We start from the raw sequence: 21350 nt of genomic DNA, 5'->3' as shown, positions 1-21350 counted from the left end.
TCAGCGTTCCTGCCACGATGAAGCACCAACGAAGGAGATCCGCCATGTCCACACCCGCCTCGTATTCCGCTTCCGGAGCTCCCGCTCGTAAGACGAATGTCATCTCGATCGTGGCGCTTGTCGTCTCGATCATCGGCTTCACGGTCATCGGGATCGTGCTCGGCTTCATCGGGCTCAACCAGGTCAAGAAGACCGGGGAGGCCGGCCGAGGGCTCGCGATCGCGGCGATCATCATCGGCTTCGTCGAGCTGGCGCTGCTGATCATCTACATCATCTTCGTCGTGGCGGTCGTCGGGGCCGCTTCGGTGTCGAGCAACTACTAACAGCCCGCGCAAGACATCGCCCCGGGCGGCGCGTGGTGCCCCAGGCCAGGGGCTTCTCGCTAGGCTCGGAGCAGTTCTCACAACTGACGAACGAACAACCGGAAGGAACCGTCACCATGACCGATCCCCAGAACCCCACCGGCGAGGGTACCTCCCACCCGGCTGTGCCGCCCGTCCAGGGCTCGGACACGCCCCCGCCGGCGCCCACTCCGAGCGAGGCGCCGACTGCGCCGCCGGCCCCGCCGACCGCTCCGCCCGCGCCCCCTGTGGCGCCGGCCTACTCGGCTCCGGCAGCGTCTGGTGGCGTGCCGCTCGCGAAGGACGTTCCGCCGGCACCCCCTGCCTACGCACCGGTCGCCCCCGCACCGCCCGCGGCTCCCGCGTACGGCGCTCCGGGCGCTCCCGGATACGGTGCACCGGGTGCAACGGCCTACGGTGCTCCGGCCCCCACGAAGACGGCTGTCCTCAGCCTGATCGGCTTCATCGCGGCGATCGTGGGCATCCTGATCTCCGCGATCAGCATCGGTATCGGCGGATTCATCTTCTCCGTCGCCGGCGTCGTTCTCGGCTTCATCGGTCGGCGCAAGGAGCCTGCGGCCAAGGGCTTCTGGCTGACGGCGATCATCGTCGGGTTCGTCGGCGTTCTGCTGTCGATCGTTCTCGTCGTGGTCTTCATCATCGCCATCGCGATGAGCGTGAACGACAGCAGCAACTACACGTACTGAGACCCTGTCGTCTCAGGAGGGCGTCCGGCTTCGGCCGGGCGCCCTCCTGCGTGTGACGGGGCCGGCGCCGCGTCTCAGCCCAGCCGGTCGGCGAGGATCGCCGTGTGCCTTCCCGCCACCCGCGTGACAAACAGGGTCGCCTCCTCGGAACCCTGCAGGGCCAGTTTCGGGCGGAGCGTCGCCGGGTCGATGTCCACCCCCCGCTTCTTGATCTCGAGGCGGCCGATCCCGCGGGCCTTCAGCTCCTTCTTCAGCGCGGGAATGGCGAACGGGAACACCTCCCGCACCCGGAATGCTGATGCGAACGGCGTCTCGAGCAGGCTGTCGGCGGTCAGATAGGCGATCTGTTCAGTCACCATCCGGGCGCCGATGCTCCGGGCGAGGTCTCCGATCAGACGGGCCCGGATGACGCTCCCGTCGGGCTCGTAGAGGTACTCCCCGAGCTCGCCGGCGTCGACGTCGTCGGAGTCTCCCGCGGCGTGTAGTTCGTCGCTCCGCCCCTTCGCGATGACAAGCGCGGAGCGGCGGATGCCCTCCCGCGCCAGAGGGCCGAACCAGAGCCCCGTCTCCACCACATGCCCGTCGACCGAGACCCACTGAGCCTCCGCGTTTGGCGGCAGCAGGTCGCGATCGAGCCCGGGGCCGAGTTTCACACCCACGGGCATCCGCTCGCCGAGGCCGAAGACATGATCGAGCGACGGGCTGTAGTCGGCGGGGTCGGTGAGGCGCGAGGTGTTGGTGTGGCCGGCGGTGCGGCGGGCCGGGTCGAAGTAGAGGCCGTCGACCCGGGAGGCGTCGAACGACTCCGCGTCGCCGTGTTCGACCGTGGCGGTGTCGAAGGGGGCGAGGTTGTAGGAGGCGATGGCGGCGGTGACCTCGTCCCGGTCGACTGCCGTGACGTCGAGGCCGAGGCCCGCGAAGGCGAGGGCGTCCGCTCCGATGCCGCAGCCGAGGTCGGCGACGCGGGCGATGCCGGCAGCGCGGAAACGGCCGGCGTGCAGGGCCGCGACGTTCAGGCGGGTGGCCTGTTCGAGCCCGGCCTCGGTGAAGAGCATCCGGTCGGCAAAGTCGCCGAACTTGGCCGTCGCCTTCGCCCGGAGGCGGGCCTGGGTCATGACGGCGCCGACCAGGGCTGCGGAGTAGCCACGCTTTCGGAGATCGGCCACCGAGCGGACGATGTTCGCCCCGTTCGTGTAGGGCGGGAGCGAGTCGAGCAGGTTCAGCCCCTCGGCCGTCATCAGCTGTTCGAGCTCAGTTCTCTGCATGGGCCAAGTTTAGAGGCGGGGGTGCAGAGCGCTGGCACTCAGGTTGACCGAGTGCCAGCAGCACCCCTAAAGTGGAGTTAGCACTCTCAGTGTGAGTGTGCCAAAAACATGACTTTTGAATCGAAGAAAGAAGAGGTCAACTGTGTCGGTCTCCATCAAGCCGCTCGAGGATCGCATCGTTATCAAGCAGGTCGAAGCCGAGACGACCACTGCGTCGGGTCTCGTCATTCCTGACACGGCCAAAGAGAAGCCGCAGGAGGGCGTCGTCGAAGCTGTCGGCCCCGGCCGCATCGACGACAACGGAAACCGCGTTCCCCTCGATGTGAGCGTCGGCGACAAGGTCCTGTACTCCAAGTACGGCGGAACCGAGGTCAAGTACAACGGCGAAGAGTACCTCGTGCTCTCAGCTCGCGACGTTCTGGCTGTTATCGTTCGATAGTGAGTTCTTCAGAGAAGCCCGGGCCGACGCGGTCCGGGCTTCTCTATGCCCTCGGCGCGTACCTTCTGTGGGGGCTGCTGCCGATCTACTTCGTTCTGCTGGCACCCACTGGGCCCTTCGAGATCGTGGCCTGGCGGGTGCTCTTCTCGCTGGTCTTCTGCCTGCTGGTCATCGTCGCCCTCCGCCGCTGGCGCCAGTTCTTCGCCGTCTTCCGGCAGCCCCGGCTCGTGCTCGTGATGGGTCTGGCCGGCGTGCTGATCTACATCAACTGGCAGACCTTCGTGATCGCCGCGACGGGCGGCCAGATCGTCGAGTCGTCGCTCGGCTACTTCATCAATCCGATCGTCACGATCCTGCTCGGCGTCTTCTTCCTGCGCGAGCGGCTCCGGCCCCTGCAGTGGGTGTCGCTCGGCATCAGTGCCATCGCGGTGCTCGTGATCTCCATCGGCTACGGCGCCGTGCCGTGGATCTCGCTCATCATCGCGTTCTCGTTCGGGCTGTACGGCCTGGTCAAGAAGCAGGTCGGCCCCCGCATCGACGCGGTGAACGGTCTGACGCTCGAGTCGATGTGGCTCGCACCTCTGATGATCATCCAACTCGCCGTCGTGGGAACGACGACAGGGATCACCTTCGGGCAGGGGAGTGGCTGGCACACCGTCGGGCTCGTCGCTGCCGGTGCGGTGACCGCGATCCCGCTGCTGCTGTTCGCCTCGGCGGCAAAGCGGCTCTCGCTGGTGCACATGGGGTTCGTGCAGTACCTGACCCCCATCATGCAGCTGTTGACCGGGGTGTTCATCCTCGGGGAACCGATGCCGCCCGAGCGACTGGTCGGGTTCGGGATCGTATGGCTCGCACTGCTGGTGCTGACCATCGACCTCATTCGCGCGAGCCGTGCATCCCGGTTACGAATTGCTAACGATATCCCCACGGCACGTTCAGAAAACATCCTCGAAACATAACGACCCTAGGTTGTACCTAATGAACGCGAGGGGCCGTCGCTGTGGGGGCTCCAGACTCGCGAGCACTATGAAAGGGTTCCACAGGATGATCAAATCCAAGTACGCCCTCCGGACGTCCGTTCTGGCTGGAGCTGGCATCATCGCCGTCATGCTCTCCGGCTGTGCCTCCGGTGGCAGCACTACTACTTCGACCTCCTCCGCTTCCTCGACAGCTTCGGCGACGTCGGCGGACTGCGCGAGCGACGCCACGACCGCGAACAACCTCGTCGTCGGTACGATCCTTCCCGTCACGGGCAGCCTCGCGTACCTCAACCCGCCGGAGCAGGCGGGTGTCGGCCTGGCCGTCTCCGACATCAACGCTGCTGGCGGAGTCGACGGCAAGCAGGCATGCGTGCTCGCTGCAGACTCGGGTGACTCGACCGACCTCAGCGTCTCGACCGCGAGCGCCCAGAAGCTGATCGCTGCGAAGGTCTCGGTCGCCATCGGTGCCGCTTCCTCGAGCGTCTCGCTGAACGTCGTCGACTCGTTCGCCTCAGCGAAGATCACCGAGATCTCCCCGGCCAACACGTCGGCGAAGCTCAGTGGCTACGGTCCGTTCTACTACCGCACTGCACCGCCGGACTCGGTCCAGGGCTCGGCGCTCGGATCGCTCATCACGGGTGACGGCAACTCGAAGGTCGCGTTCCTCGTCTTCAACGACTCCTACGGAACCGGTCTCCGCGACTTCACCCAGGCCTCGATCGAGTCCTCGGGCGGAACCGTCGTCTATGGCGCCAAGGGTGCAGGCCAGGAGTTCCCTCCCGGCCAGACCACGTTCTCGGCTGAGGTGACCGCGGCGCTCGCTGCCAAGCCCGACGCGATCGTCATCCTCGCCTTCGACGAGACCAAGTCGATCATCCCCGAGCTCGTCGCTCAGGGCTGGACGATGCCGAAGACCTACCTCTCTGACGGCAACACTGCCGACTACAGCAAGGACTTCCAGGCCGGAACGTTGGAGAACGCCCAGGGCACGATCCCGGGCGCGAATGCGAACCCCGACTTCAAGGCGTCGCTGGTCAGTTGGTACAAGGGTGCAGAGAACGCAGACCTCAAGGACTTCTCCTACGCTCCTGAGGCCTACGACGCGACCACCCTCACCGCTCTCGCAGCGCTGAAGGCCAAGTCGAACGTCTCCGCCGACCTGAACAAGGAACTGGCAGCCGTCTCCGGTGCGAACGGTGGCACCAAGTGCGCCTCGTACAAGGAGTGCGCGCCGCTCGTCTCCGCCGGCACCGACATCCAGTACACGGGCCAGTCGGGCATCGGCCCGTTCAACGAGAAGAACGAGCCCTCCAGCGCGTACATCGGCATCTACAAGTACAACGCTGACAACACCTACACGTTCCAGTCGGCCATCGAGGGACAGACCTCCTACTAAGTGAGCGCGGCGGGACGCCCTGAACGGGCATCCCGCCCCAAGCGCGGCACGAGCTTAGAAGAAGTCTCAGCCACCTCAGTTCGACAGAAGCCCCCCGCTCGGTTCGCCGGTCGGGGGGCTTCTGCGTGCACCCGGCCCGCCGAAGGGACCCAAATCGCGGTTACGGATGACCGGAAGAGCGATATGGGTCCCTTGGGGCCCTGAGCGGAGGGTTGGGGACGGATTTCGTGCCGGCCACGGCCCCTTGGCGTTCTCGGACTGCGAGGGGGACGCATAAGGCCCCGCCACCGGGGGACCGGGGCGGGGCCTGGAGGGCGCCGTGAGGCTGGCGCGGTGGGTCAGATGACGCCGGGGGCGTTCGCGCCCTCTTCGTTCTCCACGTCATTGGCGAGGGTGCCGAGGTAGAGCTCGATGACCTTGGGGTCGTCGGCAAGCTCCCGGCCGGTGCCGGTGTAGGCGTTACGGCCCTGGTCGAGCACGTAGCCGCGGTCGCAGATCTGCAGGCAGCGGCGGGCGTTCTGCTCCACCATGATGATCGAGACGCCGGTCTTGTTGATGCGGCGGGTGCGGATGAAAGTCTCGTCCTGGCGCACAGGGGAGAGGCCGGCGGAGGGCTCGTCGAGCAGCAGCACAGACGGGTCCATCATCAGGGCCCGGGCCATAGCCACGGACTGGCGCTCACCACCGGAGAGCGAACCCGCGCGCTGCTGGCGGCGATCCGCGAGCACGGGAAAGAGGTCGAAGATCGCCTCGAGGCGTTCCTTCAGCATCTTCGGCCGCAGGAACAGCCCCATCTGCAGGTTCTCCTCGATGGTGAGCGAGGGGAAGACGTTGTTGGTCTGCGGCACGAAGCCCACGCCGGCCTGCACGAGCTTGTTGGCCTTGAGCCCGGTGATGTCCTCGCCCTTCAGCGTGACAGAGCCGGAACGCACATTGACGAGCCCGAAGAGGGCCTTCAGCAGCGTCGACTTGCCGGCGCCGTTCGGGCCGATGATGCCGATCAGCTCGCCGGGGTAGACGTCGAGGTTGCAGCCGTTCAGGATGTTGATCCCGGGCAGGTAGCCGGCGACGAGGTTCGACGCCTGCATCACGGGTACTCGGGTTTCGGTCGTTTCGGCCATGATCAGGCTTTGCCCTCCGCGGTCTCTTCGGCAGTGACTTCGGCCGCCAGTTCTTCGGCCACCTCGTCGGTCAGGAGCGAGTCGTCGCCGAGGTCGGTGTTGTGGTGTGCGCCGAGGTAGGCGTCGATGACGGCGGGGTCATCCATCACGGTGCCTGCGGGCCCTTCGGCGACGACGCGGCCCTCGGCCATGACGACGACCCAGTCGGAGATGTGACGCACCATGTGCATGTCGTGCTCGACGAAGAGCACGGTCATCCCGTCGTCCCGGAGAGCCTGGATGTGCCCGAGCAGGGATTGCGTGAGCGCGGGGTTGACCCCGGCCATCGGTTCGTCGAGCATGATCATGACGGGGTCGCTCATCAGCGCGCGGGCCATCTCGAGCAGCTTCTTCTGGCCGCCCGACAGGCTGCCGGCCATGTCGTCCTTCTTCTCGAGCAGCTTGAACCGGGCGAGGAGGTCTTCGGCCTTCAGCGTGATCTCAGCTTCGCGCTTGGCCCAGAGCGGCTTGATCATCGCGACGAACAGATTCTCGCCGGGTTGGTCCTTCGCGCCAAGGCGCATGTTCTCGAGCACGGTTAGCTTCGACAGCGCCTTGGTGAGCTGGAAGGTGCGCACCATGCCCTGCTTGGCCACCTTGGTGGCGCCGATGTTGCCGACCTCGTTGCCGTTGAACGACGACTTCGCCGCCTCGCCGGCCTTGGGGCCACCGATGAGCTTCGGCGCCGAGCTCGGCTTGTCGAATCCGGTGATCAGGTTGAAGAACGTGGTCTTGCCGGCACCGTTGGGGCCGATCAGGGCGGTGATGATGCCGCGCTGCACCTCGAGGTGCTGCACGTCGACCGCGGTCACGCCGCCGAAGCGGCGTGTGACGTGATCGACCGTCAGGATCGCATCGGGCTTTGCCACTCCGGGCTCGTGGGGCACATCGGCGACACTCGCCTTCGCTGCCGCGCCCGCCGCCGTGATGGTGGCTGTGGTGGTGGGGACGTCACTTGACATCGAAGCTCAGCTCCTTCTTGTTGCCGAGAATACCTTGCGGTCTGAAGATCACGACGAGCATCAGTGTGATGCCGATGACGATCCAGGCGAACTGTTCCGTCTGCTGCCCGTTCATGATGGTGCCGGGCACGAACTGGCCCGCCAGCCCCTGCACCAGCAGGCGCAGTGCGAAGAACACGATCGCACCGAGCACCGGGCCGAAGACCGTCGCTGCACCGCCGAGCAACAGGGCGGTGAAGATGAAGTAGGTCATCGATCGGCCCATGCTGTCGGCCTGGAGCGATGCCGGCAGGATGTACACGATGCCGGCGATGGCGCCGATGACGCCGCCCAGGATGAGGGCCTGCATCTTGTAGCTGTAGACGTTCTTGCCGAGCGCGCGCACGGCGTCCTCGTCTTCGCGGATGCCGCGGAGCACACGGCCCCAGGGGCTCCGCATGATCGCCCAGACGAAGAGGCAGAGGAGGGCCACCACGAACCAGGCCGTAGCGATGAACCACCAGCCGTTCGAGCCGGTCGCGTCGTAGTTCCACGGGCCGAAGTCGATCCGGCCGTCGCCGAAGAACGACAGATCGGTGAAGGGGCCACGGTACTCGTTGCCGGTGATGCCGTTCGAGCCGCCGGTGATGTTCGTGAGCAGGGAGGACCGCCCGACCATCCGCACGATCTCCGCCGCGCTCAAGGTGACGATCGCCAGGTAGTCCCCACGGAGCTTCAGGGTGGGGATACCCAGGATCAGCGCGAAGAGCACCGCAGCGACGAGGGCGATGAGGAAGGCGAGGATGATCGGCAGGCCACCGATGATCGAGATCGCGAAGGCGTAGGCCCCGATCAGCATGAACCCGGCCTGGCCGAAGTTCAGCAGGCCCGTGTAGCCGAAGTGGATGTTCAGGCCGATGGCTGCGATCGCGAGTGCCGCGGTCTGGGGCGAGATCGCCGAGTTGAGGATGGCGACCAGAGTGGTGAGGAATTGATCCATGAGTGCAGCCCTTCTAACCGATGCGCTCTCGGCGCCCGAAGATTCCCTGTGGTCTGACCAGCAGCACGAGGATCAGGATGACGAGTGCCGTGGCGTACTTGAAGTCGCCCGGCAGAACGAGGTTCGTGAGCTCCACGACGAGACCGATGATCATGGCACCGGCGAGAGCGCCGAATGCCGTGCCGAGGCCACCGAGGGTGATCGCGGCGAACATGAGCAGTAGCAGTTGCAGACCGGTCTGCCAATTGACGCCGTTCAGCACCAGCCCGAGCAGCACGCCAGAGAGGCCGGCGAGGGCCGTGGCGCTCGTCCAGACGAGACGGATGATGCGGTCGACGTCGATGCCCGACGCCGCCGCAAGCGACGGGTTGTCGGAGACGGCACGCGTTGCCCGGCCGATGCGGGTCTTGACCAGCACGAAGCCGACCAGCGCGATCACGACGATGGCGATGGCCATCGAGACGAGAGACTGCTGGGAGAGGGCGACCGGGCCGAGCTGCACCGTCACGGGGTTGGCCATGTCGATACGAACGGTCGAAGCTCCCAGGAAGTACTGGAACGCATACTGCAGCGCGATCGAGAGCCCGATGGTCACGATCATCAGCTGGGTCGTGCCGAGCCCCCGCCTGCGCAGGGGTTTCCAGATCGCCGCGTCCTGAAAGTACCCGGTCGCCGCACAGATCGCGACCGAGATCACCGCGGCGAGGATCAGGTTCAGCCCCAGCACATTCGCGAAGAGATAGGCCAGCAGACCGCCGAGCGTGACCTGCTCGCCGTGGGCGAAGTTGGAGAGCCCGGTTGTGCCGAAGATCAGCGAGAGGCCGACGGCCGCGAGGGCGAGCAGCAGGCCGAGCCGGATGCCCGAGACGAGCTGCTGCAGGAAGCGCTCGAACGAGACCCCTGTGGACACATCCGTGGTCGGAGTCTGCGTCGTGGTGCCGTCGTCGGCGGTGGTGCCGCCGACGATCTTGAACACGAAGCCGACGTTCTTTTTGAGCGCACCGTTCACGGTCGCCGGGTTCTTGGCGGCCGAGTCGAGCACGGCGCCATCCGGGATCGACGACGTGTCGAGGTTGATCGTGTAGGGCCCTGCGACGGTGATCGCCTGGCTCCACTTGCCGTCGGACCCGGTCGTGGCGACGGTGTCGAGGTCGCCGCCCTTGATCTCCAGCTTGATCCCGACGGCAGGGTCGCCGCTCGGCAGCTTGATGGTGCCCTGGAGGCAGCCGGTCGTATCGCTCGTCGCACAGGCGGCAGCCGCTGTGGGTGGCGGGGTGGTGGTGGCGAAGGCGGGAGTGGTGCCGAGGCCCACCAGCAGCAGCACCGCGGTGATCGCCATCGTGATCATCGCAGCGAGTCGCCAGACCCTCACGCGGCCCTCGGGCCTTTTCGGCACGGTCAGTGTCGTCAAGTTTCAATTCCTCCAGGACGAGCGCGCATCTTTGGACGCTGCGAGCGAGTTGCAAGTGAGCTTACGTTATACACGGTTTGTGTCATGCGTGTTTCGGGTGCGTGCGGAATAGGCACGCCTTTCGGCTCGTTAGAATCAGCACAAGAGTAGAGATGTACAAAATCGTGGGAGAAGAGCAGCAATGGAACACAATGACCCGTTCGGATTCATCGGCCTGACCTACGACGACGTGATGCTGCTGCCGGGCCACACCGATGTGATCCCGAGCGAGGCCGACACCACTTCGCGTCTCACGAAGCGCATCTCACTCGCAGCGCCCCTCCTCTCGTCGGCGATGGACACCGTCACGGAGTCCCGCATGGCCATTGCCATGGCACGGCAGGGCGGCTTCGGCGTGATCCACCGCAACCTCTCGATCGAGGACCAGGCGTCGAACGTCGACCAGGTGAAGCGCAGCGAGTCGGGTATGATCACGAACCCGGTGACGACAACGCCTGACGCGACCGTCGCCGAGGCCGACATGATCTGCGGGCAGTTCCGGGTCTCCGGGCTTCCGGTGGTGGATGCCGCGGGAATCCTCGTCGGCATCATCACCAACCGCGACATGCGTTTTGTCGCCGCCTGGGAGAAGAGCACCACGCTGGTGCGCGACGTCATGACGAAGGCGCCCCTCATCACCGCTCCCGTGGGCATCGATCCCGACGGCGCGATCGCCATCTTCGCCCAGCACAAGATCGAGAAGCTACCGCTCGTGGATGCCGCCGGTCACCTCCGCGGCCTCATCACGGTGAAGGACTTCGACAAGAGCGAGAAGTACCCGAACGCCACGAAGGACGAATCCGGTCGGCTGCGCGTCGGTGCCGCGATCGGCTTCTTCGGCGACGCCTGGGAGCGTGCGATGACGCTGGTGGATGCCGGGGTCGACGTCCTGGTGGTCGACACCGCCAACGGCGACAGCGCCGGTGTGCTCGAGATCGTCAAGCGTCTGAAGGCGGACCCCGCCGCATCCGGAGTCGACATCATCGGCGGCAACGTCGCCACCCGCTCAGGCGCGCAGGCTCTCATCGACGCCGGTGTCGACGCGATCAAGGTCGGTGTCGGTCCCGGATCCATCTGCACCACCCGCGTGGTCGCGGGCGTCGGCGTTCCCCAGGTGACGGCCGTCTACGAGGCGTCACTGGCGGCGCGCGAGACCGGCGTGCCGGTGATCGCGGATGGTGGCCTGCAGTACTCGGGCGACATCGCCAAGGCTCTCGTGGCCGGTGCCGACACCGTCATGCTCGGCTCGCTGCTGGCCGGCTGCGACGAGAGCCCGGGCGACCTGGTGTTCGTCAATGGCAAGCAGTTCAAGAGCTACCGCGGCATGGGATCGCTCGGGGCCCTGCAGACCCGCGGCGAGAGGACCTCGTACTCGAAGGACCGCTACTTCCAGGCAGACGTTCCGAGTGACGACAAGCTGATTCCCGAGGGCATCGAGGGGCAGGTTCCGTACCGCGGTGCGCTCTCGAACGTGGCGTACCAGCTGCTCGGTGGGCTCCGCCAGTCGATGTTCTACGTGGGTGCGCGGTCGGTCGAGGAGTTGAAGGCGCGGGGCAAGTTCGTGCGCATCACGGCCGCCGGCCTGAAGGAGTCGCACCCGCACGACATCCAGATGGTGGTCGAGGCGCCCAACTACCGCCGTTGAACCGGGAGCCCGGTCGGCTGACCGATAGGCTTGCCGGGTGAGTATGGAAAGAGAAATCGGCCGGTCCAAACGAGGCCGCAGGGTCTACGCGTTCGACGACATCGCTGTCGTACCGTCGAGGCGCACCCGCGACCCGCAGGATGTCTCCACAACGTGGAGCATCGACGCGTACCAGTTCGACATCCCCGTGCTCGCGGCCCCGATGGACTCCGTCGTGTCGCCCGCCACCGCCATCGCGATGGGGCGGCTCGGCGGTCTCGGCGTGCTCGACCTCGAGGGCCTCTGGACGCGGTATGAGAACCCCGAGCCTCTGCTCGCCGAGATCCGGGAGCTACCCGAGGGCGCAGCCACCGTGCGCATGCAGCAGATCTACGCTGAGCCGGTCAAGCCCGAGCTGGTGACGGCCCGCCTGGCCGAGATCCGGGCATCCGGAGTCACCGTCGCAGGCTCTCTGTCGCCGCAGCGCACGCAGGAGCTCTACGAGACCGTCGTCGCAGCCGGGGTCGACCTGTTCTTCATCCGCGGTACGACCGTGTCGGCTGAGCACGTCTCGAAGACCGTCGAGCCGCTGAACCTCAAGAAGTTCATCTACGACCTCGACGTTCCCGTCGTCGTGGGCGGAGCCGCCACCTACACCGCCGCGCTCCACCTGATGCGAACGGGTGCCGCCGGTGTGCTCGTCGGTTTCGGTGGGGGAGCGGCCTCCACGACACGGGCGACCCTGGGCATCCACGCGCCGATGGCGACGGCTGTGGCGGATGTCGCGGGAGCACGCCGCGACTACCTCGACGAGTCAGGCGGGCGTTACGTGCACGTCATCGCCGATGGTGGCCTCGGAACGTCGGGCGACATCGTCAAGGCGATCTCGGTGGGCGCCGACGCCGTCATGCTCGGCACGGCTCTCGCCCGGGCCACGGATGCGCCGGGCGGTGGCTACCACTGGGGCCCTGAGGCTCACCACAGCCAGCTTCCGCGCGGAAATCGGGTGCGTGTCGGGGCCGTTGCGCCGCTCGAGCAGATCCTCTTCGGGCCGTCTCCCGTCGCCGACGGAACGGCGAACCTGATGGGCGCGCTCCGGCGTTCGATGGCGACCACCGGCTACTCCGACCTCAAGGAGTTCCAGCGCATCGAGGTCGTCGTGGCCCCGTACGCAGCGCGCTGAGCGCACCCTGGCCGGGTGGGTCCACCCCCACCCGCGGGTAGACTCGAAGTTCGACAGACCAGCACACCAGGGAGATCAGTCATGGTTGATGTACGACGGGTCAAGCTCCCGGGAGTCGGTGTTCTGCACACGTTCATCACCGACGACGGCGGCAAGGTCGGCGTCATCGCCCACCGTTCCGGCCACAGCGACCTGATCACCTTCGCCGACGAAGAAGACGGCGCGGAGTCCAACAAGGTCTCCCTCCGTCTCAGCGAAGACGAGGCGCACACGCTCGCCGAGCTGCTCGGCGGCACGCAGATCACCGAGTCGCTCACCCAGCTCGACCAGATCCCCGGGCTCTCGATCGACTGGTTCACCGTCGACTACGAAGACCACATCGCCGGTCAGGAGCTCGGTGATCCTGCCGACCGCGGTGTCGTCGGAGTCACCGTCGTCGCCGTCGTGCGGAACGGTTCGGCGAACCCGGCCCCGGCCAGCGACTTCCGCGTCTTCCCGGGCGACACCCTCGTGGTGGCGGGCACACCGGAGAAGGTCGCGAAGGTCTTCAACTTCTTCCGCAGCGGCCAGTACAAGGCCAAGACCGCCGTCGACGCGCCGCCCGGAGGTTAGGCGATGCAGCTCGTTCTCGCAGCCACCGGGGGCGACACCACACATCTCGGTGGTGACCTGCTGGTTCTCGGCATCCTCTTCGTCATCGCCTACATCCTCGGGCGTCTCGGCAAGGCCGTCGGGCTGCCGGCCATCCCCATCTACATGGTGGTCGGCCTCCTCGCGAGCCCGAACTTCCATCTGTTCCCGCTGAACTTCATCAACTCGGACTACATCGCGCTCATCGCCGTGTTCGGGCTGGTGCTGCTGCTGTTCAACCTGGGGCTCGAGTTCGACCAGGACGAATTCTTCGGCAACGCGGGCAAGCTGATTGTGTCCGGCGGCTCGTACATCGCCATCAACATGGTCGCCGGCTTCGCGTTCGGGTTCCTTGTGGGCTGGGGTACGCGCGAGGCGCTGGTGATCGCGGGTATCACCGCGACATCCTCGAGCGCGATCGTCACGAAGCTGCTGATCGAACTGAACCGCCTCGCGAACCCCGAGACCCCGATGATCCTGGGGGTGACCGTGGTGGAGGACATCTTCATCGCGATCTACCTGGCGATCGTCTCAGTCGTGCTCAGTGGGGAGACGGCCGTCTGGCCGGTGATCGCGAAGCTGGGCATCTCGTTCCTGTTCCTCGTGGTCATGTTCACGGTCGCCAGGTTCGGCGGCAAGTGGGTGTCAAAACTCTTCCGCACGAAAGACGACGAACTGTTCACGGTTCTCTTCTTCGGCCTGGCGATCGGTTTCGGCGGAATCGGCGAGCTGCTCGGCGTGACCGACGCGATCGGGGCCTTCCTGATCGGGCTGGTGCTCGGCGCGACGCGGTACCGCAACAAGATCGAGCACATCGCGATCCCGCTCCGCGACGTGTTCGGCGCGTTCTTCTTCCTGAACTTCGGGCTGGGGCTGAACCCGGCCCAGTTCCCCGAGGTCATCTGGCCGGTGCTCGGCGCGGTGGTCATGACCATGGTGCTGAACATCGTCGCCGGGCAGCTGGTGGCACGATTGAACGGTCTGGGGGTGCAGGCGGGCATCAATACCACGGTCATCCTGCAGAATCGGGGTGAGTTCGCGCTCATTCTGGCCACGCTTGCGCTAGCTGCGGGTCTGGATGACCGGCTGCAGGCTTTCGCAGGGCTCTACGTGCTCGTGATGGCGGTGGCGGGCCCGATCCTCGCGGCGAATTCTGAGAAGATCGGTGCCCGGCTGCTGCGGTCGTCGCGGGCCAGGAAGGCGGCGGCGGCTGCGGCGGCGAAACGCGTCAAGCGGGAGCGCGATCCGATGCTCCTCGAGGGCATCGCGCTGGTCGAGGCTGCGACGGCGCCCGGTGCGGAGCTGGCTCCCAGCACCTCTCCCGTCACCGCTCCTGTGTCTGTTCCCCGTCAACCGCCCGGCGTTCCCCCAGCGATCCCGGAGTATCGTGATCGCATCGCCGAACAGGCCTCGGTGCAGACCGATGCCGCCGGCGACAGGCAGACCGGCGCCGAACGCCAGGAAGACAGCGAGTATTGACGCGCACCAGCGAACCACCCGTCACGGACGCACCGGTCTCGGTGTTCAGCGTCATGCGGCGCCCGAAGTGGATCTGGGCCCTCGTGCTGGCCCTGGTCGTCGCCGCCATCTTCGCGGCCCTCGGCCAGTGGCAGCTGAGCCGTGCCGTCACCTCCAACGGGCCGAACCCGAACGCCACCACCGAGATCGCGAAGCCCCTCGAGGAGGCGGCGACGGCCGGTGCGCCCGTACAGGAGGCGGAGGACGGCCAGATGGTCATTGCCGACGGCTCGCTGGTCGCGCCGGACTTCACGATCGTCTCGAACCGGCTGAACGGGGGAGTGCTCGGCTACTGGGTGGTCGGCCGGTTCGACCTCTCCGCTGCCCAGTCGGGCGGCTCACAGACATCCGTCGCCGTCGCTCTCGGCTGGTCGGATGACCGGTCGAAGGCCGAGGCCGCCGCCCGCACTCTCACCCAGACGTCGGGTTTCCCCACCGAGGAACTGCTGGGTCGTTACGTCGGATCCGACGGACCCGACATCAAGGACTCGGAAGGCAAGCTGCCCGGTGATCGCATCATGTCGACCCTGTCGATCGCCTCCCTCATCAACGTCTGGACCGACTTCCCCGACACGGCCACGGTCTACGGGGGGTACATCGTGGCGTCCGCCCCGGCGGCCGGTCTCGCGGCCATCGACTCGCCGATCCCGCAGCGCACCACCGAACTGAACTGGCTGAACATCTTCTACGCGGTCGAATGGGTCATCTTCGCCGGCTTTGCGATCTTCTTCTGGTACCGCCTGGTGAGAGACGCCTGGGAACGCGAACGCGAAGAGGCGGACGTAGAATCGACCCATGCCACTTGAGCCCAAACGCGCCGACTTCGGGCGCATCCGATCGGCCCTGACGTTCTACCGGGTCTGTTCGATCATCACGGGAACGTTCCTCCTGCTGCTCTGCGCGGAGATGCTCCTGAAGTACACACCCATCGGCGTGGAGATCGAGCTGGGCGGCCCGCACGGGTTCCTTGCCCTCGTTCCCGATGGCACCGTGACCGCGGTGAACCTCTCCACGATCATCCTCATCGTGCACGGCTGGTTCTACGTCGTCTACCTGTTCTCGTGCTTCCAGCTCTGGAGCCGCATGCGCTGGGGCTTCACCCGGTTCATCGTGCTCGCACTCGGCGGCGTCATCCCGCTGCTGTCGTACTTTCTCGAAGGCCGCATCGCGCGGGAGGTCACGGCGTACCTGGCCCGGCGTGAGGCTCAGCCCGTAGACCCCTCAGCATCGACCCAACCACCCGTGGAGGCATCCCATCACTAACACTGTCGCAGACGGAGTCGAGGCCGCCGAGGCCAGCCGCTCCCGCCCGGTGCTCGTCGTCGACTTCGGGGCGCAGTACGCCCAACTGATCGCCCGGCGCGTGCGCGAGGCGAGCGTCTACTCCGAGATCGTGCCGCACAACATCACCGCTGCAGAGGTGGCAGCCAAGTCGCCGGTGGGCATCGTTCTGAGCGGTGGCCCGTCGAGCGTCTACGAAGAGGGAGCGCCGGGCCTCGACCCGGCCATCTTCGACCTCGGTGTGCCGGTGCTCGGCATCTGCTACGGCTTCCAGGTCATGGCGCAGGCACTAGGCGGCGAGGTCGCGCACAGCGGGCTCCGCGAGTACGGCGCCACCGACATGCAGGTCACCGGCGACGGCGGGGTGCTGCTCGACGGCCAGCCCGGCGACCAGACGGTGTGGATGAGCCACGGCGACCAGGTCTCCAAGGCACCGGAGGGCTTCACGGTCGTCGCGAGCAGTGCATCCACGCCCGTTGCGGCCTTCGCGAACGACACCTCGCGCCTCTACGGCGTGCAGTGGCATCCTGAAGTCAAGCACTCGGCGTTCGGACAGGATGTTCTCGAGAACTTCCTGCACACGGCCGCGGGCATCCCGGCCGACTGGAACAGCGGCAACGTCATCGCCGACCAGATCGCGCTCATCCGCGAGCAGGTCGGAACCGGCAAGGTCATCTGCGGGCTGTCCGGCGGGGTCGACTCGGCGGTCGCTGCCGCTCTTGTGCACGAGGCAGTCGGCGACCAGCTCACGTGCGTCTTCGTCGACCATGGTCTGCTCCGCGCCGACGAGCGCCGGCAGGTCGAGGTGGACTATGTCGCCTCGACGGGTGTGCGCCTCGTGACGGTGGATGCACAACAGCAGTTCCTCGACGCTCTCGCCGGGGTCACCGACCCTGAGCAGAAGCGCAAGATCATCGGCCGGGAGTTCATCCGGAGCTTCGAGGGCGCCGCAGAGGCGCTCGTGCTCGAAGCAGCGGCGGACTCGTCGAGCGAACCGATCAAGTTCCTCGTGCAGGGCACGCTCTACCCGGATGTGGTGGAGTCGGGCGGCGGCACGGGAACGGCGAACATCAAGAGCCACCACAATGTGGGAGGCCTGCCCGAAGACCTGCAGTTCGCGCTGGTCGAACCGCTCCGCGCTCTGTTCAAAGACGAAGTTCGGGCTGTCGGGCGACAGCTCGGCCTGCCCGAGGTCATCGTCGGGCGACAGCCCTTCCCAGGCCCCGGGCTCGGCATCCGCATCGTCGGCGAGGTGACGTTCGAGCGCCTCGAGTTGCTGCGCGCGGCCGACTCGATCGTTCGCGCCGAGCTGACAGCGGCCGGCCTCGACGGCGAGATCTGGCAGTGCCCTGTGGTGCTGCTCGCGGATGTGCGGTCGGTCGGCGTTCAGGGCGACGGTCGTACCTACGGGCATCCGATCGTTCTGCGTCCGGTGTCGTCGGAAGACGCGATGACAGCAGATTGGACACGGTTGCCGTACGACCTGCTGGCTCGCATCTCGAATCGCATTACGAACGAGGTGGCCGGGGTCAACCGGGTCGTGCTCGACGTCACGTCGAAGCCGCCGGGAACCATCGAATGGGAGTGAGCTAACCTCACCCCGATGTCGGGGGCCGGGTTTAGAGTGAGCGCATGAAACTCATCCGGCTCATCGGCGCCTTTGTGAGACCGCATTGGCGGTTGATCGTGGGTGTCGTGGTGTTCCAGCTCGCGCAGGCGATCGCGTCGCTGTATCTTCCGACGCTGAACGCCGACATCATCGACTTCGGGGTCGCCACCGGCGACACGGGGTACATTCTCGCCATCGGTGGTCTGATGCTGGCGATCACGCTGGTTCAGGTCGTCTGCGCCATCGTGGCCGTGTACTTCGGGGCGAAGCTCGCGATGCGACTCGGCCGCGACCTCCGTCAGGCGGTGTTCACCCACGTCGGCGACTTCTCCGAACGCGAGGTGTCGCAGTTCGGTGCCCCCTCGCTCATCACCCGCACCACGAACGACGTGCAGCAGGTGCAGATGCTCGTGCTGCTCACCTGCACGCTGCTGGTGTCCGCGCCCATCCTCGCGATCGGTGGGGTCATCATGGCGCTGTCGCTCGACGTGCCGCTGTCGGGCATCATCGGCGTCGCCGTGCCCGTGCTCCTGGTCGCCCTGTCGCTCATCATCGTTCGGATGGTGCCGCTCTTCCGGCTGATGCAGCAGCGCATCGACCGGGTCAACGGGGTGTTGCGAGAGCAGCTGACGGGTATCCGTGTCGTGCGGGCATTCGTTCGTGAGCGCATCGAGACCGAACGCTTCGCGGTCGCCAACCGGGATGTCACCGACACCGCACTTCGGGCCGGGCGGCTGTTCGCGCTGATGTTCCCGCTCGTGCTCCTCGTGATGAACGTGTCGAGCGTCGCGGTGCTGTGGTTCGGGGCGTTCCGGATCGACGAAGGGTCGATGCAGATCGGCACGCTCACGGCCTTTCTCACCTACCTCATCCAGATCCTGATGGCGGTGATGATGGCGACGTTCATGGCGATCCTGATCCCTCGGGCATCCGTCTGCGCCGACCGCATCACCGAAGTACTTCAGACACCGTCGTCGGTCGTTCTGCCGGCATCGCCCGTTCTTTCTGTCGCCGAGCACGGCCTGGTCGAACTCGACGGTGTGAGCTTCGCCTATCCGAAGGCCGAGGAGCCGGTGCTGAGCAACCTGACGTTCGTGGCGGCCCCGGGGCAGACCACGGCGATCATCGGAAGCACCGGGTCGGGCAAGACCACCCTCGTGAACCTCCTGCCCCGGTTGTTCGATGCGTCATCGGGTTCGGTGCGCGTCGACGGCGTAGACGTGCGAGACCTCGACCCCGACCTGCTCTGGGGGCGCATCGGCCTGGTGCCGCAGAAGCCCTACCTGTTTTCGGGCACCGTCGCCTCGAACCTGCGGTACGGCCGGCCCGACGCCAGCGACGAACAGCTCTGGGCGGCACTGGAGACGGCGCAGGCGCGCGGATTCGTCGCCGAGATGGAGCTCGGGCTCGAGTCGTCCATCGCGCAGGGCGGCACCAACGTGTCCGGCGGGCAGCGCCAGCGGCTCGCCATCGCGCGGGCCCTGGTGAAGAGGCCCGAGATCTACGTGTTCGACGACTCCTTCTCTGCGCTCGACCTGGCGACGGATGCCCGGTTGCGGGCGGCCCTCCGGCGTGACGTTGCCGGGGCCACGATGATCATCGTCGCCCAACGGGTGTCGACCATCATCGACGCCGACCAGATCCTGGTGCTCGAAGACGGCAGGATCGTCGACCGGGGCACGCACACGGAGCTGCTCGAGATGTCTGAGACCTACCGGGAGATCGTGGAGTCGCAGCTGTCGGCGGAGGAGGCGGCATGAGTGACGTGAGGAAGGGTCCCGGCGCAGTCTCTACTGCTCCTGACGACGACACTGCTGCAGTGCCCCGTCCACCCGTGCGCCGGGGCCCGGGCGGTGGTGGCCCGTTCGGCGGTGCGGGGATGCCCGCCGAGAAGTCGAAGTCGTTCGGCCCCTCCGCGAAGCGCCTGGTCGGGAGGTTGCGCCCCGAACGGATGCTCATTGCCGTCGTTGCGCTGCTGGCTGTCATCAGCGTGACGCTCTCCGTGCTCGGCCCCAAGTTGCTCGGAACGGCGACGAACCTGATCTTCGCGGGCATCCTGTCGAAGCAGGTTCCGGGGGGCGAGACGCAGGCCGAGGTCATCGCGGGGCTGCGGGCGGCCGGCAACAACGCGCAGGCCGACCTGCTCGGCGGTGTGACGTTGACGCCCGGGTCGGGCATCGACTTCCCCCAGCTCGGCATGGTGCTGATGATGGTGTTGACGATCTACGTGTTCTCGTCGGTGTTCAGCTGGGGCCAGTCCTACCTGCTGAACGGGGTCGTGCAGCGCACAGTGTTCCGGCTGCGGGCCGAGACGGAGGACAAGATCAACCGTCTTCCGCTCGGCTACTTCGACAGGATGCCCCGGGGCGAACTGCTGAGTCGGGTGACGAATGACATCGACAACGTCTCGCAGAGCCTGCAGCAGTCGCTCTCTCAGATCATGACGTCGCTTCTCACCGTGATCGGCGTCATCACCATGATGTTCGTGATCTCGCCGCTTCTCGCGCTCATCGCGCTGGTCACGATCCCCCTCACCCTGTTGATCACTGCGGTCGTGGCGAAGCGCTCGCAGAAACTGTTCGTAGCCCAGTGGAAGCACACGGGCACTCTGAACGCACGGATCGAGGAGAGCTACAGCGGTCACGCGCTGGTGAAGGTGTTCGGCCGTCACCGCGAGATCAACGAGGTGTTCCGGCAGAAGAACGAGGAGCTCTACCGGGCGAGCTTCGGGGCGCAGTTCATCTCGGGCATCATCATGCCGGCGATGATGTTCGTGGGAAACCTCGTCTACGTCGCGATCGCGGTGGTCGGCGGGCTGATGGTGGCGAGCGGGTCTCTGAGCCTCGGGGATGTGCAGGCGTTCATCCAGTACGCCCGGCAGTTCACCCAGCCGCTCACCCAGCTCGGTTCGATGGCCAACGTGCTGCAGTCGGGCGTCGCGTCGGCCGAGCGGGTGTTCGAACTGCTCGATGCCGAGGATCAGACACCGGACCCGGTGCCCGCCGCGACCCCGGGTGCCACGGCTGGCCGGCTTGTGTTCGAGGACGTCTCGTTCCGTTACCTGCCCGACGTCCCCCTGATCGAGAACCTGTCGCTGGTCGCACTGCCGGGGCAGACTGTGGCGATCGTCGGGCCGACCGGCGCCGGCAAGACCACTCTGGTGAACCTCATCATGAGGTTCTACGAGCTCGATTCCGGGCGGATCACCCTCGACGGCACCGACATCGCCTCGATGACCCGGGACGACCTCCGCGGCCGCACCGGGATGGTGCTGCAGGACACGTGGCTGTTCGGTGGCACGATCCGCGACAACATCGCCTACGGTCGGCCGGATGCCACGGAGGAGGAGATCCTCGCTGCGGCGCAGGCCACCTACGTGGACCGATTCGTGCACTCGCTGCCCGACGGGTACGACACGGTGCTGAACGACGAGGCCGACAACGTGAGCGCCGGTGAGAAACAGCTGATCACGATCGCGCGGGCGTTCCTCGCGGCGCCGTCGGTGTTGATCCTGGACGAGGCGACCTCGTCGGTCGACACGCGCACGGAGGTGCTGGTGCAGCGCGCGATGTCGGCGCTGCGGGCGGAGCGCACGAGTTTTGTGATCGCCCATCGGCTGTCGACCATCCGCGACGCCGACCTGATTCTGGTCATGGAGTCGGGGCGCATCGTGCAGCAGGGCACCCACGACACGCTGCTTGCCGCGGGCGGCGCCTACGCGAACCTCTACAACGCGCAGTTCGCGGGCGCGACCGCGTCGGAGTAACGCGGGCTGCGCCTGCGCCTGCGCCCGCGAGGCGTGCGGCGAGCGGGAGTTCGGAAGGCA

At 66.5% G+C, this 21350-nt stretch carries 19 protein-coding genes; 14 read left to right on the top strand and 5 right to left on the bottom strand.

Annotated features, from left to right (window positions below; translation table 11 throughout):
• Positions 1-44: 44 nt before the first annotated feature.
• Positions 45-323, top strand: a complete 279-nt coding sequence (locus B7R22_RS12360; protein WP_172582363.1) for a DUF4190 domain-containing protein — start codon at positions 45-47, stop codon at positions 321-323.
• Positions 324-439: 116 nt separating this feature from the next.
• Entirely contained in the window at positions 440-1048 is a 609-nt protein-coding gene (locus tag B7R22_RS12355) for a hypothetical protein (RefSeq protein ID WP_116412036.1), read from the top strand.
• Positions 1049-1122: 74 nt separating this feature from the next.
• On the opposite strand, the gene B7R22_RS12350 is transcribed toward B7R22_RS12355, so the two are convergent.
• Complete coding sequence (locus tag B7R22_RS12350) at positions 1123-2313, bottom strand: class I SAM-dependent methyltransferase (RefSeq protein ID WP_116412035.1); 1191 nt, start codon at positions 2311-2313, stop codon at positions 1123-1125.
• A gap of 142 nt (positions 2314-2455) precedes the next feature.
• Between B7R22_RS12350 and groES the strand changes: the two genes are divergently transcribed.
• From groES to B7R22_RS12335, 3 genes are all read left to right on the top strand, one after another.
• Positions 2456-2752, top strand: coding sequence for a co-chaperone GroES (gene groES / locus B7R22_RS12345; protein ID WP_116283854.1), 297 nt, complete (start codon positions 2456-2458; stop codon positions 2750-2752).
• A complete protein-coding gene (gene rarD, locus B7R22_RS12340) occupies positions 2752-3711 on the top strand; it encodes an EamA family transporter RarD (RefSeq protein ID WP_116412034.1) in 960 nt (319 codons plus the stop codon). Before groES ends, rarD begins: the two co-directional genes overlap by 1 nt.
• Before the next feature lie 85 nt (positions 3712-3796).
• The gene (locus B7R22_RS12335; protein ID WP_116412033.1) at positions 3797-5128 is read left to right on the top strand and encodes an ABC transporter substrate-binding protein; all 1332 of its coding nucleotides are present in this window, start codon (positions 3797-3799) and stop codon (positions 5126-5128) included.
• Positions 5129-5466: 338 nt separating this feature from the next.
• Here B7R22_RS12335 and B7R22_RS12330 read toward each other — a convergent pair whose 3' ends face one another.
• Genes B7R22_RS12330 through B7R22_RS12315 form a run of 4 tightly spaced genes read right to left on the bottom strand, consistent with a single transcriptional unit; the run spans position 5467 to position 9577 of the window.
• The gene (locus B7R22_RS12330; protein ID WP_116412032.1) at positions 5467-6249 is read right to left on the bottom strand and encodes an ABC transporter ATP-binding protein; all 783 of its coding nucleotides are present in this window, start codon (positions 6247-6249) and stop codon (positions 5467-5469) included.
• 2 nt (positions 6250-6251) lie between these two features.
• Positions 6252-7250, bottom strand: a complete 999-nt coding sequence (locus tag B7R22_RS12325; protein WP_116412031.1) for an ABC transporter ATP-binding protein — start codon at positions 7248-7250, stop codon at positions 6252-6254.
• Positions 7240-8229 (bottom strand): branched-chain amino acid ABC transporter permease, encoded by a 990-nt coding sequence (locus B7R22_RS12320; RefSeq protein ID WP_116412030.1) that lies wholly within the window; start codon positions 8227-8229, stop codon positions 7240-7242. The genes B7R22_RS12325 and B7R22_RS12320 overlap by 11 nt, the downstream gene beginning before the upstream one ends.
• 13 nt (positions 8230-8242) lie before the next feature.
• The gene (locus B7R22_RS12315) at positions 8243-9577 is read right to left on the bottom strand and encodes a branched-chain amino acid ABC transporter permease (protein WP_116412237.1); all 1335 of its coding nucleotides are present in this window, start codon (positions 9575-9577) and stop codon (positions 8243-8245) included.
• 244 nt (positions 9578-9821) lie between these two features.
• Here B7R22_RS12315 and guaB point away from each other — a divergent pair, with 244 nt between their 5' ends.
• The 9 genes from guaB (at position 9822) to B7R22_RS12270 (ending at position 21290) form a co-directional block, all read left to right on the top strand.
• Positions 9822-11324: an IMP dehydrogenase gene (gene guaB, locus B7R22_RS12310; RefSeq protein ID WP_116412029.1), complete on the top strand. Its 1503-nt coding sequence runs from the start codon at positions 9822-9824 to the stop codon at positions 11322-11324.
• 43 nt (positions 11325-11367) lie between these two features.
• A complete protein-coding gene (locus tag B7R22_RS12305; protein ID WP_116412028.1) occupies positions 11368-12486 on the top strand; it encodes a GuaB3 family IMP dehydrogenase-related protein in 1119 nt (372 codons plus the stop codon).
• Positions 12487-12567: 81 nt separating this feature from the next.
• Positions 12568-13098 (top strand): cation:proton antiporter regulatory subunit, encoded by a 531-nt coding sequence (locus tag B7R22_RS12300; protein WP_116412027.1) that lies wholly within the window; start codon positions 12568-12570, stop codon positions 13096-13098.
• 3 nt (positions 13099-13101) lie between these two features.
• On the top strand, positions 13102-14595 hold the full coding sequence (locus B7R22_RS12295; protein WP_116412026.1) for a cation:proton antiporter: 1494 nt from the start codon (positions 13102-13104) through the stop codon (positions 14593-14595).
• A complete protein-coding gene (locus B7R22_RS12290; protein WP_116412025.1) occupies positions 14592-15440 on the top strand; it encodes an SURF1 family cytochrome oxidase biogenesis protein in 849 nt (282 codons plus the stop codon). The genes B7R22_RS12295 and B7R22_RS12290 overlap by 4 nt, the downstream gene beginning before the upstream one ends.
• Positions 15430-15897 carry a DUF3817 domain-containing protein gene (locus B7R22_RS12285; protein ID WP_116412024.1) on the top strand — a complete coding sequence of 156 codons (468 nt, stop codon included), beginning with the start codon at positions 15430-15432 and terminating at the stop codon, positions 15895-15897. Before B7R22_RS12290 ends, B7R22_RS12285 begins: the two co-directional genes overlap by 11 nt.
• A gap of 49 nt (positions 15898-15946) precedes the next feature.
• A complete protein-coding gene (gene guaA / locus B7R22_RS12280) occupies positions 15947-17503 on the top strand; it encodes a glutamine-hydrolyzing GMP synthase (RefSeq protein ID WP_172582361.1) in 1557 nt (518 codons plus the stop codon).
• Positions 17504-17547: 44 nt separating this feature from the next.
• On the top strand, positions 17548-19284 hold the full coding sequence (locus B7R22_RS12275; RefSeq protein ID WP_116412022.1) for an ABC transporter ATP-binding protein: 1737 nt from the start codon (positions 17548-17550) through the stop codon (positions 19282-19284).
• The gene (locus B7R22_RS12270) at positions 19281-21290 is read left to right on the top strand and encodes an ABC transporter ATP-binding protein (RefSeq protein WP_116412021.1); all 2010 of its coding nucleotides are present in this window, start codon (positions 19281-19283) and stop codon (positions 21288-21290) included. The genes B7R22_RS12275 and B7R22_RS12270 overlap by 4 nt, the downstream gene beginning before the upstream one ends.
• The last annotated feature ends 60 nt before the right edge of the window (positions 21291-21350 follow it).

Source organism: Subtercola boreus (genome assembly GCF_003399635.1).
Taxonomy (GTDB): Bacteria; Actinomycetota; Actinomycetes; order Actinomycetales; family Microbacteriaceae; genus Subtercola; species Subtercola boreus_B.
The sequence above is the reverse complement of the archived record's forward strand: the minus strand, read 5'-3'. Positions and strand labels throughout refer to the sequence as shown.

What these genes read in the sequence shown, in the direction of transcription:
- B7R22_RS12295 (WP_116412026.1), top strand. Translation starts at nt 13,102, where the DNA reads ATGCAGCTCGTTCTCGCAGCCACCGGGGGCGACACCACACATCTCGGT.
- B7R22_RS12300 (WP_116412027.1), top strand. Translation starts at nt 12,568, where the DNA reads ATGGTTGATGTACGACGGGTCAAGCTCCCGGGAGTCGGTGTTCTGCAC.
- B7R22_RS12320 (WP_116412030.1), bottom strand. Translation starts at nt 8,229, where the DNA reads ATGGATCAATTCCTCACCACTCTGGTCGCCATCCTCAACTCGGCGATC.
- B7R22_RS12285 (WP_116412024.1), top strand. Translation starts at nt 15,430, where the DNA reads ATGCCACTTGAGCCCAAACGCGCCGACTTCGGGCGCATCCGATCGGCC.
- B7R22_RS12350 (WP_116412035.1), bottom strand. Translation starts at nt 2,313, where the DNA reads ATGCAGAGAACTGAGCTCGAACAGCTGATGACGGCCGAGGGGCTGAAC.
- B7R22_RS12325 (WP_116412031.1), bottom strand. Translation starts at nt 7,250, where the DNA reads ATGTCAAGTGACGTCCCCACCACCACAGCCACCATCACGGCGGCGGGC.
- B7R22_RS12270 (WP_116412021.1), top strand. Translation starts at nt 19,281, where the DNA reads ATGAGTGACGTGAGGAAGGGTCCCGGCGCAGTCTCTACTGCTCCTGAC.
- B7R22_RS12315 (WP_116412237.1), bottom strand. Translation starts at nt 9,577, where the DNA reads ATGATCACGATGGCGATCACCGCGGTGCTGCTGCTGGTGGGCCTCGGC.
- guaB (WP_116412029.1), top strand. Translation starts at nt 9,822, where the DNA reads ATGGAACACAATGACCCGTTCGGATTCATCGGCCTGACCTACGACGAC.
- B7R22_RS12305 (WP_116412028.1), top strand. Translation starts at nt 11,368, where the DNA reads ATGGAAAGAGAAATCGGCCGGTCCAAACGAGGCCGCAGGGTCTACGCG.
- B7R22_RS12335 (WP_116412033.1), top strand. Translation starts at nt 3,797, where the DNA reads ATGATCAAATCCAAGTACGCCCTCCGGACGTCCGTTCTGGCTGGAGCT.
- B7R22_RS12330 (WP_116412032.1), bottom strand. Translation starts at nt 6,249, where the DNA reads ATGGCCGAAACGACCGAAACCCGAGTACCCGTGATGCAGGCGTCGAAC.
- B7R22_RS12360 (WP_172582363.1), top strand. Translation starts at nt 45, where the DNA reads ATGTCCACACCCGCCTCGTATTCCGCTTCCGGAGCTCCCGCTCGTAAG.
- B7R22_RS12275 (WP_116412022.1), top strand. Translation starts at nt 17,548, where the DNA reads ATGAAACTCATCCGGCTCATCGGCGCCTTTGTGAGACCGCATTGGCGG.
- B7R22_RS12355 (WP_116412036.1), top strand. Translation starts at nt 440, where the DNA reads ATGACCGATCCCCAGAACCCCACCGGCGAGGGTACCTCCCACCCGGCT.